The following is a 15,216-nucleotide window of genomic DNA, read 5'->3' on the forward strand; positions in this document are numbered from 1 at the left end:
GTCGCAGATGACGGGCCTCGTACTCCTGATGCGCGTCAGACCATGCTCTTGGTGTGCCAGACGGTCTTGATCTCCGTGAAGGCTCCGATGCGCTCGGGCGATGCGGTGACCGCTCCCGGTGCAAGCACTCGCTTGAGCGTCTCTGCGGCAGCGATCTGCATGTCGATCCACTCGAGATCGCCGGCACCGGCCAGGTCGAGCGCGTTGACATCCTGGTGCGAGGCGAGCCAGGGCGCCATCTCGGCGGGCGAGCCGGTGAGCACGTTGACGACACCGCCGGGCACATCGCTCGTCGCGAGCACCTCGGCGAGGCTGATGGCCGACAGCGGGAACCGCTCGCTCGCGATCACGACGACCGTGTTGCCTGCCACCAGTGCAGGCGCCACGACCGAGACGAGACCGAGCAGTGCTGAGTCCTGGGGCGCGACGATCGCGACGACACCGGTCGGCTCGGGCACGGAGATGTTGAAGTACGGCCCCGACACCGGGTTCGCGTTGCCGGCGACCTGCGCGTACTTGTCGCACCACCCGGCATACCAGACCCACAGATCGATCGCCTCGTCGACCTGCGCGGCGGCGGCGGATGACGAGACCCCCTCCTGCGCGGCGATCTCGTCGATGAACTGCGCACGGCGCCCTTCGAGCACCTCGGCGACCCGGTAGAGCACCTGCCCGCGGTTGTACGCGGTGGCGCCCGACCAGCCCTTCACTGCGGCACGTGCGGCGACGACGGCATCCCGTGCGTCCTTGCGCGAGCCCTGCGCGGCGTTCGCGAGGAACGCCCCCTTCGCAGAAAGCACCTCGTAGGTGCGGCCGGACTCGCTGCGAGGGAACGCACCGCCGATGGCCAGCTTGTAGGTCTTCGGAACGGTCAATCGCTTGCTCATGCGGAGGCCCCCTTCAGGTAGGCGGTGAGACCCTGACGTCCGCCCTCGCGGCCGTATCCGGACTCCTTGTAGCCGCCGAACGGGCTCGACGGATCGAATCGGTTGAACGTGTTCGCCCAGATGACACCCGCGCGCAGACGGTCGGCGACCGCGAGGATGCGCGAGCCCTTGTCCGACCAGATGCCGGCCGACAGACCGTACGGCGTGTTGTTCGCCTTCGCGATCGCCTCGGCCGGCGTGCGGAACGTGAGCACCGAGAGCACGGGCCCGAACACCTCGTCCCGAGCGATGCGGTGCGAGGCTTCGACGCCGGTGAAAATCGTCGGAGCGAACCAGAAGCCCTTGTCGGGGATCGCGCAGTCCGCGGTCCAGCGCTCTGCGCCCTCGGCCTCGCCGATGTCGCTGAGCTCACGGATTCGGGCGAGCTGCGCCGCCGAGTTGATCGCGCCGATGTCGGTGTTCTTGTCGAGCGGGTCGCCGAGACGCAGCGTCGACAGGCGGCTCTTCAGCCGATCGATGACCTCGTCGTGGATCGACTCCTGCACGAGCAGCCGGCTTCCGGCGCAGCACACGTGCCCCTGGTTGAAGAAGATGCCGTTGACGATGCCTTCGATCGCCTGATCGATCGGCGCGTCGTCGAACACGATGTTGGCGGCCTTGCCGCCGAGCTCGAGCGTGACCTTCTTGTCGGTCCCTGCGACAGCTCGGGCGATGTCCCGTCCGACACCGGTCGACCCCGTGAAAGCGACCTTGTCGACGTCGGGGTGACGCACGAGGGTGGCACCGGTGGCGCCGGCACCCGTGACGATGTTGACGACACCGGCTGGAAGATCCGCCTGCTGCAGGATCTCCGCGAAGATGAGCGCCGTCAGCGGAGTGGTCTCCGCGGGCTTGAGCACCACCGTGTTGCCGGCCGCCAGAGCAGGAGCGAGCTTCCACGCGAGCATCAGCAGCGGGAAGTTCCACGGGATGATCTGACCGGCGACGCCGAGCGCGCGCGGGTTCGCGCCCAGCCCGGCGTAGTCGAGCTTGTCGGCCCACCCCGCGTAGTAGAAGAACCAGGACGCGACGAGAGGCACGTCGACGTCGCGGCTCTCCTTGATCGGCTTGCCGTTGTCGAGGCTCTCGGCTACGGCGAGCTCGCGGGCACGCTCCTGCACGAGGCGCGCGATGCGGAACAGGTACTTGCCCCGATCACGACCGCTCATCTTCGACCAGGTCTTCTCGTAGGCGCGACGTGCGGCGGCGACCGCACGGTCGACATCCGCGTCGTTCGCCGTGGCGATCTCGGCGATGCGGCTCTCATCGGCAGGTGAGATGGTCGTGAAGCTCGCACCCGAACCGTCGACGAACTCGCCGTCGATGAACAGCCCGTAGCTGTCCTTGAGGTTCAGCACGGCCTTCGACTCCGGCGCCGGAGCGTATTCCAGGAATGACATATGCGGGCTCCTAGTCGATCGTGACGTAGTCGGGGCCGGAGTAGTGGCCGGTGGTGAGCTTCTGACGCTGCAGAAGCACGTCGTTCAACAGGCTCGATGCGCCGAAGCGGAACAGGTGCGGCTGAAGCCACTCCTCCCCCACGGTCTCGGCGACCGTGACGAGGTACTTGACCGCATCCTTCGAGGCGCGGATTCCGCCGGCGGGCTTCACGCCGATGCGCTCACCCGTGCCGCGGTGCCAATCGCGCACCGTCTCGAGCATGAGCAGCGTGGTCGGAAGCGTCGCCGCCGGCTGCACCTTGCCCGTGGAGGTCTTGATGAAGTCTCCGCCCGCGAGGATGCCGAGCCACGACGCGCGCTTGATGTTGTCGTAGGTGTTCAGCTCGCCGGTCTCCAGGATCACCTTGAGCGAGGCGTAGGAGCCGTCAGCTCGCCGGCAGGCTTCCTTCACCTGCGCGATCTGGTCGTAGACGAGCCCGTATCGACCGGAGAGGAAGGCTCCTCGGTCGATGACCATGTCGATCTCGTCGGCACCTGCCGCGACTGCTTCTGCCGTATCGGCGAGCTTGATCGCCAGCGACGACCGGCCGCTCGGGAAGGCCGTGGCGACGGCCGCGACCGAGATCAGACCGTCGTCGGGGTCTCCGTGCAGGGCACCGAGCGCCTCGACGGCATCGCCGACCATGTCTCCGTAGACGCAGACCGCGGCGACCTTGGGGGTCGACGGATCAGCGGCATCCGGATTCTTGGCCTTGGCGACCAGAGACCGCACCTTGCCCGGGGTGTCCGAGCCTTCGAGCGTGGTCAGGTCGATCAGCTTGATGATCGTGTCGAGGGCCCAGGCCTTCGACGTCGTCTTGATCGAACGCGTGCCGAGGCCGGCAGCGCGCTGCTCGAGTCCGACAGCGTCGACGCCGGGGAGTCCGTGCAGGAACCGGCGGAGCGTGGCGTCGTCCGGCTCACCGCCGAGAACGTCCACCGCCGTCCTGCGGCTGAGTTCTTGGGTCGTCATCGTTCCTCCAACAATGCTCGTGCTGTGGTCTCATCTGTCACCAGAACGCTGCACAGGCCGCTGGTCACGACCGTGCGCGCGATGTCATGCTTGGCGTCACCGGCGGTGACGAAGATCGAGCGCTTCGCTGCGCGCAGTCGGCCGAGTTCCACACCGACGGTTCGCGCATCGAGCTGCGGATCGACGATGTTGCCGTCGGCGTCGATGTAGCGGCCGAGCACATCGCCGACGGCGCCGCGGCGGGCGAGCTCCTCGACGTCGGATGCCGTGAGGTAGCCGTTCTCGACATGGGCCGAGCTCGCGTCGCAGGGGCCGGCTGTGAACAGGAACGCCTGCGCCTCGGCTGCTTCGACGAGCACTGCCGCGACGGTGCGGTCGGCTTCGATCGCCTGCTTCGTCTCGACACGTTCGAGGATGGCAGGGCTCGGCAGGAGGGAGACGTGTCCGGATGCGCGCTGCGCGATCGTGACGGCGAGGCCTGCGGCTCCGCCAGAGCGTCGATTCAGGCTCACTCCCCCGTTGAGCTGCACCACCGTGACGCCGGTCGCCCACCCGTCGGGCAGCGATTCGGCCACGGCACGCAGCGTGCGGCCCCAGCTGACACCGAGCGTGCGAGGCACAGGGCGCATTGCGGTGAGATAGTCGGCGGCCGCCTGAGCGACGCGCTCGAGCGTGCCGTCGTCACCGTCGGGTGACGGAACGACGACCGCGGCAACGAGTCCGTGGCGCTCGACGAGCTGGCGCTCGAGTCCGAGTCTGCGCGCGCGCGGGTGCACGATCTCGATCCGGACGATGCCGCGCTCTCGAGCCTGCGTGAGAAGCCGTCCCACCTTCCAACGGGAGAGCTTGAGGAGGGCGCCGATCTCGTCCTGCGTCTTGTCCTCGTCGTAGTAGAGCTCGGCAACGCGGACCATGACCAGTTCTTCCTCCATGGCATCCTCCTTCCTTCGACCAGCTTACGTCGACATCACCGTTCGCGCATCGGTCTGCTCTTATGAGCAATCCTGGCTGCGGTCGTCGCACATTCGCCGGATACGACGAAAGGACGCCGACCCGAGGGGTCGACGTCCTTCTCTCATCGAGATGCTTACATGCGCTTGCGCGAGGTGAGCACCTGATCGACGATGCCGTAGTCCAGCGCCTCAGCGGCGGACAGGATCTTGTCGCGGTCGATGTCGCGGTTGACCTGCTCGACCGGCTTGCCGGTGTGGCGAGCCATCGTCTCCTCGAGCCAGGTGCGCATCCGGAGGATCTCGGCAGCCTGGATCTCGATGTCGGATGCCTGGCCGTGTCCTGCCTCACCCATCGCCGGCTGGTGCATGAGCACGCGGGCGTTGGGCAGGGCGAGGCGCTTGCCGGGGTGACCGCCTGCGAGCAGGACGGACGCGGCCGAAGCCGCCTGACCGAGCACCACTGTCTGGATCTGGGGTGCGACGTACTGCATCGTGTCGTAGATCGCCGTCATCGCGGTGAACGAACCACCGGGCGAGTTGATGTACATCGTGATGTCCCGCTCGGAGTCCTGGCTCTCGAGAACGAGAAGCTGGGCCATCACGTCATCGGCCGACGCATCGTCGACCTGGACGCCGAGGAAGATCACGCGATCTTCGAACAGCTTGTTGTAGGGATCCTGACGCTTGAAGCCGTATGCCGTGCGCTCCTCGAACTGAGGGAGCACGTAGCGGCTGGAGGGCAGATCGCCGGCAGAGCGGAAGGTGGGTGCGTACATGAGAGTCCTTTCGCTTTCCGTTACTTGATGTCCTGGTCGGTTCCGCCGCCGCCGATGACGTCGGTGGCCGAATCGCGGATGTGGTCGACGAAGCCGTACTCCAGCGCCTCGTCAGCGGTGAACCAGCGGTCGCGGTCACCGTCTTCGTTGATCTGCTCGACGGACTTGCCGGTCTGCGCCGCGGTGATCTCGGCGAGGCGGTTCTTCATCGAGGTGATCAGCTGCGCCTGCGTCTGGATGTCGCTCGACGTGCCGCCGAAGCCACCGTGCGGCTGGTGCAGCAGCACGCGGGCGTTGGGCGTGATGTAACGCTTGCCCTTCGTGCCTGCGGTCAGCAGCAGCTGACCCATCGATGCGGCCATGCCGATCCCGACCGTGACGATGTCGTTCGGAACGAACTGCATCGTGTCGTAGATCGCCATACCCGCGGTGATCGACCCACCGGGCGAGTTGATGTAGAGGTAGATGTCCTTCTCGGAGTCCTCTGCGGCGAGAAGGAGGATCTTCGCGCAGATCTCGTTCGCATTGTCGTCGCGCACCTCCGATCCCAGCCAGATGATGCGGTCTTTCAACAGTCGGTCGAAGACGCTCGTAGCGAGGAGGGGTTCTGCAGCCATGTCAGCTCCTGATTCCGTGTTTCAGTGATTCGAATCTACCGGCGACAACGCAGCGCTCAGGCCGTGTTCGCCGTCGGCATATCAGGCGTCGAGTTCGGCGATCTCGTGCGCGTAGGCGGTCATGGAGCGGTGGTAGCGCGGCAGGTGCGGAACCAAGGCGAGCAGCGCGACGGACAGACCGCTCGCCGGGCGTCCGGAGCTGGCCAGGATCAGCGCGTGCACGGTGGCGACGGCATCACGGTAGGGGCCGTCCGCAGACAGCTCCTCCTCTGCGCGGATGACCCTCAGTGCATCGTCGTACTCGCCCAGATTGCGCAGCGAGCTCGCCAACTGGATCACGCATTGCGGGCGATGCTCGTCGTCGAGTCCCAGCGCGAGCGCGCGCCGATACAGCTCGACCGCTTCGGCGGGGCGTCCGGCCGAGTCTCGCGCGCCGGCCCGCTCGAACTCCGCGCGTGCGTCATCGGTACCACGCTCGGCAGCCAGCGCGTCGATTCGAGCGATCGTCTCGTCGCCGACTTCCTCGCCTGTCGCATCGGCCCACACCTCATCGACGCGCTCATCCCAGGTCTTGGTCATGTCCTCGCTCCTCATCTGTTCCGTTCACGAGAAAGGGGCGGATGCCGCAGCATCCACCCCTTTCCACGAGATCGTCTTCGATCACTCAGCCTTGTCGGCAGCCTTCTTGGCCGGAGCCTTCTTCGCTGCGGGCTTCTTCGCGGCGGGCTTCTCAGCCGCCTCGGCGTCGTCAGCCTTCTTCGCAGGGGCCTTCTTCGCAGCAGGCTTCTTCGCAGCGGGCTTCTCAGCCGCCTCGGCGTCGTCGGCCTTCTTCGCAGGGGCCTTCTTCGCCGGAGCCTTCTTGGCCGGCTTCTCATCGGCAGCTTCCTCGGCCTCAGCCTCAGCCTCGTCGTCGGTCACGACGAAGTCGGACAGGTCGACCGGCTTGCCGTTGGTGTCGACGACCTTCACCTTGCCGAGCGCGATGGCGAGGGCCTTGTTGCGGGCGACCTCGCCCACGAGCGCGGGAAGCTGATTGGAGGACTGCAGAGCCTCGACGAACTCCTGCGGAGCCATGCCGTACTGCGATGCGGACTGGATGAGGTACTGCGAGAGCTCCTCCTGCGAGACCTGCACGTCAGCCTGCTCGGCGATCGTGTCGAGCAGCACCTGCGTGCGGAACTGCTTCTCGCTGGCCTCGGTCACCTCGGCGCGGTGCACGTCGTCTTCGAGGCGGTTCTCACCCTCGAGGTGGTTGTGCACCTCGTCCTCGATGAGCTTCGGCGGCACCGGGATGTCGATCTGCTCGAGCAGCGCCTCGACGAGCTTGTCGCGCGCTGCGGAACCCTGAGCGAACACGCCCTGCTGCGAGACACGCTCGGCGAGGCTCGCGCGGAGCTCGGCGATCGTGTCGAACTCGCTGGCGATCTGCGCGAAGTCGTCGTCGGCCTCGGGAAGCTCGCGCTCCTTGACGGCCTTGACGGTCACGGCGACCTCGGCCTCGGAGCCGGCGTGGTCGCCGCCCACGAGTGCGGAGCGGAACGTCGTGTCCTCGCCTGCGGTGAGCGACTCGATGGCGTCGTCGATGCCCTCGAGCAGCTCGCCCGAACCGACCTCGTAGGAGACGCCCTCTGCGCGGTCGATCTCGGCGCCGTCGATCGTGGCGACGAGGTCGAGCTCGACGAAGTCGCCCTTCGCTGCGGGGCGGTCGACGGGAACGAGCGTGCCGAAGCGGGCGCGCAGGTTCTCGAGCTCGGCGTCGAGCGCCGCCTCGTCAGCCTCCACGGCGTCGACGGTGACCGTGATGCCGTCGTACGACGGCAGCTCGATCTCGGGACGGACGTCCACCTCGATGTCGACGAGCAGGTCGCCCGAGAAGTCCTTCTCGTTCGGCCACTGCGTGATGTCGGCAGCCGGACGCCCGACGACGCGGAGCTTGTGCTCGACGGTCGCGTCGCGGAAGAACTTGTCGAGGCCCTCGTTGACCGCGTGCTCGATGACCGCACCGCGCCCGATGCGCTGGTCGATGATCGGAGCGGGGACCTTGCCCTTGCGGAAGCCGGGGATCTGCACGTCCTGAGCGATGTGCTCGTAGGCGTGCGCGATGCTGGGCTTGAGGTCGTCGGGGGTGACCGTGATGCTGAGCTTGACCCGGGTCGGGGTCAGCTTCTCGACGGTGCTGTTCGCCATTCTGGTGTGCTCTCCTTGTGATTTCCGCGCTGAATCGCGGCTGTCAGGCCGTTGAAGCCATGTCGGGGCGACAGGAGTTGAACCTGCGACCTCCCGCTCCCAAAGCGGGCGCTCTACCAAGCTGAGCTACGCCCCGGGGAATCCGCTTGCAGATTCAGCCCCACCGAGTCTAACGGACACGAGCACCCGCGTCAGTCCGCTATGATCGATGAGTCGGTACAGACCGCAAGGTCTCCAGCCGATATCGGGGCTGTAGCTTAGTGGTAAAGCCTCTGTCTTCCAAACAGATGATGCGAGTTCGATTCTCGTCAGCCCCTCATGAGAAAGGCCCCCGCGATGCGGGGGCCTTTCGGTCTTCTCCGGAAGCTCTCGCGAGAGGCGGCGCACTCATTAGAGTCGTGATACGTCGGTTCCCCACGGAGGTCCCCACCGCATGACCGCACCCGTCGACGTGGCTTCCTCCGCCGGTGGAGGCCACGCGCTCCCCCTGCGCTTCGCGAGCGCGGTCGACGCGACATCGAGGACCCGGAGACGACGCCCCTGGCTCACGGTGGGCGTTGTCGCGGTGACGGTCGCCGCGGCGACGGTCGGGCTGCTGCAGATCACCGCGAATCTCGGTTATGACGAGGCGCGCACCGGCTTCGACGCCAGCCGCACCACGACCGCGAACACCGGCGAGACCCTCCGACAGGAGCTCGACTCGCTCACTTCCACGCTCGGCATCGCCGACCTTCTGGTGCAGACCGACTCCGGTGTGCTCGTCGCTCCAGCTGCGCGAGAGGTGCTGTCTGCCGCTACGACCGACGCCCGCAGCGCCATGACGCCCGCCGAGCGCCTTCTCGACCGGGATCTGCCCGCCGCAGACGCGAAACCCGGCGCCTTCTGGGAGCTGTTCGCCGCATCCGCCGAACTGGCTGCGCAGACACGCGATCTCGACGATCTGGCCGCCGACCTCGACGCGGCTACGCCTGCGACGAGTGCCGCCGGCACCGCCGTGACCGAGGCGGGCGTCGCTCTGCTCCGTTCTGCGGCCGAGGCGGCCCCCGCGTTCGAGTCTGCGCATCTCTCGGCCAAGAACGATGCGGTGATCGCACTGCGGGAAGCGGCGTCGAGTGCGTCCGACACGACGGTCCTCGACGAATCGGCCGTCGAGGCGCTCGTGTCACTGCAGGACGCGGCGGCGCAGGTCGTGACGACCGAACAGGCCGAGCTCGCCGAGAAGACAGGACCTCTGCAGACCGCGCGAACGGAGATCGAGGCGTTCGCGCGCTCGCTCGCCCCCGGCGTGCTGCTCGAGTTCGACTGGAACCAGATCGTCAACAACGCGGGCTACAACGGAAGCATGGGCGGCCTCACCACGTGGTGGTGGGATGACCCCGACCGGGCGGCCATCGAGCTCTCCGACTCGGTCGCAGAGCAATGGCCGGCCGACCGGAGCAAGGCTCTCGTCGCCCACGAGGTCGGCCACGCGATCAGTGTCAAGTGCGAGGACATGTACGACTCGTCGACGCAGGACAGCATCGAGAAATGGGCGACCGCCTGGGCGATCAGCATGGGCTTCAGCGACGACGCCAACGGGGTCTGGGCCTACGGCTATCCGCCCCAGTCCTACATCGACGCCGCGTACGGATGCCGCTGAGCACCCGCGTCGCAGACGAGAGGAGCCGCCGCGATCGAATCGCGGCGGCTCCTCTCATGAGAGATCAGATCGAGGTCACTGGCCCCGACGCTCACGAAGCTGGGTGAGCGCGTCCTCGAGAAGCTGGACCGCTTCTGCGTCGGTGCGACGCTCCTTCACATAGGCGAGGTGGGTCTTGTAAGGCTCCGGCTTCGCGAGCGCGGGCGGGTTCGCCTTGTCGCGGCCGGCAGGAAGACCGGACTGAGGGTGATCGATCGTCTCGGGGATCTCCTCTTCAGGGAGCCCCGCGGCGAAGTAGCGGACCGTCTCGTTGCCGAGGCCGTCCCAGTACGAAACCGCGATGCGGTCGGCGTGGTAGCCGTGGTCCTGCTCGCCCATGGGGCCGGAACCGACTCGGGTCCCTCGGATCGCGTTGCCGCCGGTAGCCATCAGATCACCTCGAACTTCGTGATGAGACCGAGCGCCACGATCGCCACGAACCACGCCAGAGCGAGGACCACGGTGAAGCGGTTGAGATTGCGCTCAGCGAGACCCGACGAGCCGACGGCCGACGTCATGCCTCCACCGAACATGTCGGAGAGGCCGCCACCGCGACCCTTGTGGAGGAGGATGAGGAGAGTCAGCAGGACGCTGGTTATGCCCAGCACCACCTGCAGGACGAACTCGAGAATTTCCACGAGGAAGAGCCTTTCGCTGGGGCAGGATTGCCCCGGTAACGGTCAAGTATACGGTGCGGCGGGGCCGAAGCCCCGCCACACACTCACACGCCGACGTGCTTCTCGAAGCGGATGATCGCAGCGAACTCGTCGACCACGAGGCTCGCGCCTCCGACCAGTGCGCCGTCGACATCCGGCTCCCGCATGAAGCTGGCGATGTTGGCTGCCTTGACCGATCCGCCGTAGAGGATCCGGGTGCGCGCCGCAGCGTCGTCACCGAGGACCTTGGCGATCACCTTGCGCAGCGCGGCGCAGACATCCTGCGCTTGCTGAGGCGTCGCCGCCTGTCCGGAGCCGATGGCCCAGACCGGCTCGTACGCCACCACGATGTCGGCATCCTTCGAGAGCCCCTGCAGAGCGGCTTCGAGCTGCCCGGCCGGAACCGCACTGGCGCCGAACTTCTCGAGGTCTTCAGCGGTCTCGCCGACGCAGATGACCGGCGAGAGGCCGTGCTTGAGCGCTGCCTTCGTCTTGGCCGCCACGACGTCGTCCGACTCCGCGTGGTACTCGCGGCGCTCGGAGTGGCCGATGATGACGTACTTCGCGTCGAGCTTCGCCAGGAACGCACCGGACACCTCGCCGGTGTACGCACCGGAGTCGTGAGCCGAGATGTCCTGCGCGCCCAGCGCGAACGGGATCTTGTCCGCGTCGATCAGCGTCTGCACGCTGCGGATGTCGGTGAAGGGCGGGAATACCGCGACCTCGACCGATCCGTCCTCATGCTTGGCGTCCTTGAGGGTCCAGTGCAGCTTCTGCACGAACGCGACCGCCTGCAGGTGGTCGAGGTTCATCTTCCAGTTTCCCGCGATCAGCGGGGTACGAGTGTTCACGCCCATCCGAGCACCTCCAGGCCGGGTAGTTTCTTTCCCTCGAGGAACTCGAGGCTGGCGCCGCCGCCGGTCGAGATGTGACCGAACTGGTCGTCGGTGAAGCCGAGCTGACGCACGGCCGCAGCCGAGTCGCCGCCGCCGACGACGCTGAGACCGTCGACCTCGGTGAGCGCCTGCGCGACGGCGTTGGTCCCACCGGCGAACGCCGGGAACTCGAACACGCCCATCGGACCGTTCCAGAACACCGTCTTCGACTCGCGGATGACCTCCGCGAATCGTGCGGCGGTCTCCGGCCCGATGTCCAGACCGATGCCCGAGGAGCCGAAAGCAGTGCTCTCGATGGCGTCCGCGGCCGTCACCTCGTGCTCGGCGTCTGCCGAGAACGAGGATGCGACCACGACGTCGGTCGGAAGCACCAGCTCGACACCGCGCTTCTCCGCCTCGGCGATGTAGCCACGGACCGTCTCGAGCTGGTCTTCCTCGAGGAGGCTGGATGCCACGGCGTGGCCCTGCGCCTTCAGGAAGGTGAACAGCATCCCGCCGCCGACGAGGATGCGATCCACGCGGGGCAGCAGGTGCGAGATGACTCCGAGCTTGTCGCTCACCTTCGAGCCGCCGAGCACGACCGCGTACGGGCGCTCCGGGTTCTCGGTGAGACGGTCGAGCACGTCGAGCTCGGCTGCGATGAGCAGACCGGCAGCCGAAGGCAGCAGCTCGGCGAGGTCGTAGACGCTCGCCTGCTTGCGGTGCACGACGCCGAATCCGTCGGAGACGAGCACGTCTCCGAGTTCAGCGAGCTGAGCCGCGAAGGCGCCGCGCTCTGCGTCGTCCTTCGAGGTCTCCCCCGGGTTGAACCGCAGGTTCTCGATGACGACGATGCCGCCATCCTCGAGCGAGGCCACGGCCTCCTGCGCCGACTCGCCGACGGTGTCGCGTGCGAACGCGACCGGCTTGCCGAGCAGCTCGGACAGTCGCTGGGCGACCGGCGCGAGGCTGTACTGCGGGTCGGGCGCACCGTCGGGGCGTCCGAGGTGCGAGCACACGACGACGCGGGCGCCCGCGTTGATCAGTGCGTTGAGGGTAGGCAACGAGGCGCGGACACGGCCATCGTCCGTGATGATCCCGTCCCGGAGGGGGACATTGAGATCACAACGGACGATGACGCGCTTGCCCTCGAGCGAACCCAGTGAATCCAGGGTGCGCAGAGTCATGGGAGGTGTCTCAGAGACGCTCGGCCACGTACTCGGTCAGGTCGACGAGACGGTTGGAGTAGCCCCACTCGTTGTCGTACCAGCTGGAGACCTTGACCAGGTTGCCGCTGACGTTGGTCAGCGTGGCGTCGAAGATCGACGAGTGCGGGTTGTGCACGATGTCGCTCGAGACGATCTGGTCTTCGTTGTACTGCAGGAAGCCGGCGAGGCGACCGTCGGCAGCTGCCTTCTTGTAGGCCTCGTTGACCTCTTCGACCGTGAGGTTCTCGCGGTCCGTGATCAGCGTCAGGTCGACGATCGATCCGGTGGGAACCGGAACGCGGTACGACGAGCCGCTCAGCTTGCCCTGAAGCTCGGGCAGAACCTCGCCGATCGCCTTGGCGGCGCCCGTCGAGGCCGGCGTGATGTTGATCGCCGCGGCGCGAGCACGACGCAGGTCGCTGTGTGGGCCGTCCTGCAGGTTCTGGTCTGCGGTGTAGGCGTGAGCGGTCATCATGAAGCCGCGGTCGATGCCGAACGCGTCGTTGAAGACCTGGGCCAGCGGCGCGAGGCAGTTGGTCGTGCAGGAGGCGTTGGAGATGATGTGATCCGTCTCCGGGTTGTACGTGTCCTCGTTCACGCCCATCACGAACGTGCCGTCGACACCCGAGCCGGGAGCCGAGATGAGCACCTTCTTGGCGCCGGCCTCGATGTGCTTCTTGGCGAGCTCGGCCTTGGTAAAGAATCCGGTCGACTCGATGACGATGTCGACACCCAGCTCGCCCCACGGGAGGCCTGCGGGGTCGCGCTCGGCGAACGCCTTGATCGTCTTGCCGTTGACCGTGATGCTCTCGTCGTCGTAGCTGATGTCAGCGTCGAGAACGCCGCCGACAGAGTCGTACTTCAGAAGGTGGGCAAGGGTCTTGTTGTCGGTGAGGTCGTTGACCGCGACGATCTCGATGTCCGCTCCCTGCGCGAGAGCCGCGCGGAAGTAGTTGCGTCCGATGCGGCCGAAGCCGTTGATACCGATCTTGACAGACACTCAGGTCTCCCTGTTTCTCGTGCGCTGTGCGCAGCAAAAGTGCTTACGCGATGCGCGGGGGTTTTTGGCTGAGATGGCGTCCCGACGAGACTTGGCCCGTCGGGACGCGACCCGATTACGACAGTACCAGCAGGCCGTTCGTCTTCTCGCGGGCGACCTCGAAGCGCTGCGCGACGTTCTCCCAGTTGGCGATGTTCCACGCGGCCTTGACGTAGTCGGCCTTGACGTTGAGGTAGTCGAGGTAGAAGGCGTGCTCCCACATGTCGAGCTGGAACAGCGGCACGGTGCCGGCCGCGGTGTTCGACTGCTGGTCGAACAGCTGCTGGATGATCAGACGCTGGCCGATCGAGTCCCAGCTGAGCACAGACCAGCCGGAGCCCTGGATTCCCAGTGCGTTGGCGGTGAAGTGCGCCTGGAACTTCTCGAACGAGCCGAAGAACTCGTCGATGGCCGCCTTGAGCTCGCCCTCGGGCTGTCCGCCACCGGTCGGCGAGAGGTTGGTCCAGAAGATGGAGTGGTTGACGTGACCGCCGAGGTTGAACGCGAGGTCCTTCTCGAGCTTGTTCACGTTCGCGAGGTTGCCGCTGTCGCGCGCCTCAGCGAGCTGCTCGAGCGCGGTGTTGGCGCCCGCGACGTAGGTCGCGTGGTGCTTGTCATGGTGCAGCTCCATGATCTTGCCGCTGATGTGCGGCTCGAGGGCTGCGAAGTCGTAGGGAAGGTCGGGGAGCGTATAAGTCGCCATGTCGCTTTCATCCAATCCGCGCCGCGCCGCGGCGCTTGCCGATCCTCTGCGCCGCCGATGTGCGGCGAAGAGCGGACGTAACTCATCCTAGTGACGACAACGCATGACTGTCCTGGATCCTTCCTCCGTATGACGAAGCGAGGCGGCCCCTGATCGGGGCCGCCTCGCTCAGGAGAATCCGGTGGTGGTCAGACGTCGAGCCCTGCGGGCACGGCGGCCTCGGTTCCGGGGATGCCCTCCTGCTGGGCGCGCTTGTCGGCCATGGCCAGAAGGCGGCGGATGCGGCCGGCGACGGCATCCTTCGTCATCGGCGGGTCCGCATGGTGACCCAGCTCATCGAGGCTCGCATCCCGGTGAGCGAGGCGCAGCTCGCCGGCGACCTTGAGGTGGTCGGGCACCTCGTCCGCGAGGATCTCGAGAGCGCGCTCCACACGGGCGCAGGCGGCGACCGCGGCCTGCGCAGAACGACGCAGATTGGCGTCATCGAAGTTCACGAGACGGTTCACACCCGCGCGCACCTCGCGGCGCTGGCGCATCTCTTCCCAGGCCACAGCGGTCTTCTGCGCGCCCATCTCGCTGAGGATCGTGCGGATGGCCTCGCCCTCGCGGACCACGACGCGGGGCATGCCGCGCACCTCGCGCGCCTTCGCGGCCACTCCGAGGCGGTGAGCAGCACCGACGAGCGCCATGGCGGCCTCGGACGAGGGGCAGGCGACCTCGAGCATGGCCGAGCGGCCCGGCTCGCTCAATGTGCCCGCCGCAAGGAACGCTCCGCGCCACAGACCGGCCACCTCGGCGCGCGAGCCGGTGGTGAGACGGTTGGGCAGTCCTCGAACCGGGCGACGACGCTGATCGAGCAGACCCGTCTGGCGCGCGAGGGTCTCCCCTGACGCGATCACCCTGACTGCCCACCGCGCTCCGTCGTTCGCGGTGCTCGACTGCACCTGGGCGATCTCGGGCCGAACACCGTAGATCTCCGCGAGATCGCGCGCGACACGCTGCGCGAGGATCTCGGCATCCACCTCCGCCTCGACGGCGACCCGCCCGGCGATGGAGTGCAGTCCGCCGGCGAACCGGAGGATAGAGGTGACCTCCGCGACACGCACCGTCGGGGGTGCATTACGGATGCTGACCAGCTCAGCTTTGACGTCGGTGGTTAGTGCCACGACACTCCTCTACGCTCACG

Annotated in this window: 16 protein-coding genes and 2 tRNA genes; 2 read left to right on the forward strand and 16 right to left on the reverse strand. The window is 66.9% G+C overall.

Annotated elements, in window-relative coordinates; all coding sequences use genetic code 11:
• Positions 1-35: 35 nt before the first annotated feature.
• The 9 genes from ACZ0AA_RS05945 to ACZ0AA_RS05985 form a co-directional block, all read right to left on the reverse strand.
• Positions 36-887, reverse strand: coding sequence for an aldehyde dehydrogenase family protein (locus ACZ0AA_RS05945; protein WP_463512397.1), 852 nt, complete (start codon positions 885-887; stop codon positions 36-38).
• Positions 884-2,326 carry an aldehyde dehydrogenase family protein gene (locus ACZ0AA_RS05950; RefSeq protein ID WP_463512398.1) on the reverse strand — a complete coding sequence of 481 codons (1,443 nt, stop codon included), beginning with the start codon at positions 2,324-2,326 and terminating at the stop codon, positions 884-886. The genes ACZ0AA_RS05945 and ACZ0AA_RS05950 overlap by 4 nt, the downstream gene beginning before the upstream one ends.
• Before the next feature lie 10 nt (positions 2,327-2,336).
• Positions 2,337-3,338 (reverse strand): deoxyribose-phosphate aldolase, encoded by a 1,002-nt coding sequence (gene deoC, locus ACZ0AA_RS05955; protein WP_079113056.1) that lies wholly within the window; start codon positions 3,336-3,338, stop codon positions 2,337-2,339.
• The gene (locus ACZ0AA_RS05960; RefSeq protein ID WP_400859800.1) at positions 3,335-4,270 is read right to left on the reverse strand and encodes a sugar-binding transcriptional regulator; all 936 of its coding nucleotides are present in this window, start codon (positions 4,268-4,270) and stop codon (positions 3,335-3,337) included. Before ACZ0AA_RS05960 ends, deoC begins: the two co-directional genes overlap by 4 nt.
• A 155-nt stretch (positions 4,271-4,425) precedes the next feature.
• Positions 4,426-5,067, reverse strand: coding sequence for an ATP-dependent Clp protease proteolytic subunit (locus ACZ0AA_RS05965; RefSeq protein WP_215172909.1), 642 nt, complete (start codon positions 5,065-5,067; stop codon positions 4,426-4,428).
• Between the two features lie 20 nt (positions 5,068-5,087).
• Entirely contained in the window at positions 5,088-5,684 is a 597-nt protein-coding gene (locus ACZ0AA_RS05970; protein ID WP_053096644.1) for an ATP-dependent Clp protease proteolytic subunit, read from the reverse strand.
• Positions 5,685-5,765: 81 nt separating this feature from the next.
• Positions 5,766-6,263 carry a tetratricopeptide repeat protein gene (locus ACZ0AA_RS05975; RefSeq protein ID WP_463512399.1) on the reverse strand — a complete coding sequence of 166 codons (498 nt, stop codon included), beginning with the start codon at positions 6,261-6,263 and terminating at the stop codon, positions 5,766-5,768.
• A gap of 81 nt (positions 6,264-6,344) precedes the next feature.
• Positions 6,345-7,871: a trigger factor gene (tig, locus tag ACZ0AA_RS05980; protein WP_463512400.1), complete on the reverse strand. Its 1,527-nt coding sequence runs from the start codon at positions 7,869-7,871 to the stop codon at positions 6,345-6,347.
• A 62-nt stretch (positions 7,872-7,933) separates the two neighbouring features.
• Positions 7,934-8,007: transfer RNA gene (locus tag ACZ0AA_RS05985), tRNA-Pro, on the reverse strand.
• 110 nt (positions 8,008-8,117) lie between these two features.
• Here ACZ0AA_RS05985 and ACZ0AA_RS05990 point away from each other — a divergent pair.
• Positions 8,118-8,188: transfer RNA gene (locus tag ACZ0AA_RS05990), tRNA-Gly, on the forward strand.
• A gap of 116 nt (positions 8,189-8,304) precedes the next feature.
• Complete coding sequence (locus tag ACZ0AA_RS05995; protein WP_463512401.1) at positions 8,305-9,510, forward strand: hypothetical protein; 1,206 nt, start codon at positions 8,305-8,307, stop codon at positions 9,508-9,510.
• Between the two features lie 75 nt (positions 9,511-9,585).
• Here ACZ0AA_RS05995 and ACZ0AA_RS06000 read toward each other — a convergent pair whose 3' ends face one another.
• The 7 genes from ACZ0AA_RS06000 to whiA form a co-directional block, all read right to left on the reverse strand.
• Positions 9,586-9,939 carry an RNA polymerase-binding protein RbpA gene (locus ACZ0AA_RS06000; RefSeq protein WP_042540778.1) on the reverse strand — a complete coding sequence of 118 codons (354 nt, stop codon included), beginning with the start codon at positions 9,937-9,939 and terminating at the stop codon, positions 9,586-9,588.
• The gene (gene secG, locus ACZ0AA_RS06005) at positions 9,939-10,187 is read right to left on the reverse strand and encodes a preprotein translocase subunit SecG (RefSeq protein ID WP_042540779.1); all 249 of its coding nucleotides are present in this window, start codon (positions 10,185-10,187) and stop codon (positions 9,939-9,941) included. Before secG ends, ACZ0AA_RS06000 begins: the two co-directional genes overlap by 1 nt.
• A gap of 83 nt (positions 10,188-10,270) precedes the next feature.
• The gene (gene tpiA / locus ACZ0AA_RS06010; protein WP_363569894.1) at positions 10,271-11,062 is read right to left on the reverse strand and encodes a triose-phosphate isomerase; all 792 of its coding nucleotides are present in this window, start codon (positions 11,060-11,062) and stop codon (positions 10,271-10,273) included.
• A complete protein-coding gene (locus ACZ0AA_RS06015; RefSeq protein ID WP_463512402.1) occupies positions 11,053-12,267 on the reverse strand; it encodes a phosphoglycerate kinase in 1,215 nt (404 codons plus the stop codon). The genes tpiA and ACZ0AA_RS06015 overlap by 10 nt, the downstream gene beginning before the upstream one ends.
• Before the next feature lie 10 nt (positions 12,268-12,277).
• On the reverse strand, positions 12,278-13,288 hold the full coding sequence (gene gap, locus ACZ0AA_RS06020) for a type I glyceraldehyde-3-phosphate dehydrogenase (protein WP_463512403.1): 1,011 nt from the start codon (positions 13,286-13,288) through the stop codon (positions 12,278-12,280).
• A 115-nt stretch (positions 13,289-13,403) separates the two neighbouring features.
• The gene (locus ACZ0AA_RS06025) at positions 13,404-14,030 is read right to left on the reverse strand and encodes a superoxide dismutase (protein ID WP_311259274.1); all 627 of its coding nucleotides are present in this window, start codon (positions 14,028-14,030) and stop codon (positions 13,404-13,406) included.
• 188 nt (positions 14,031-14,218) lie between these two features.
• Positions 14,219-15,196, reverse strand: coding sequence for a DNA-binding protein WhiA (gene whiA, locus ACZ0AA_RS06030; protein WP_042540784.1), 978 nt, complete (start codon positions 15,194-15,196; stop codon positions 14,219-14,221).
• Between the last annotated feature and the right edge of the window lie 20 nt (positions 15,197-15,216).

The organism is Microbacterium sp. AC035, from assembly GCF_979258485.1.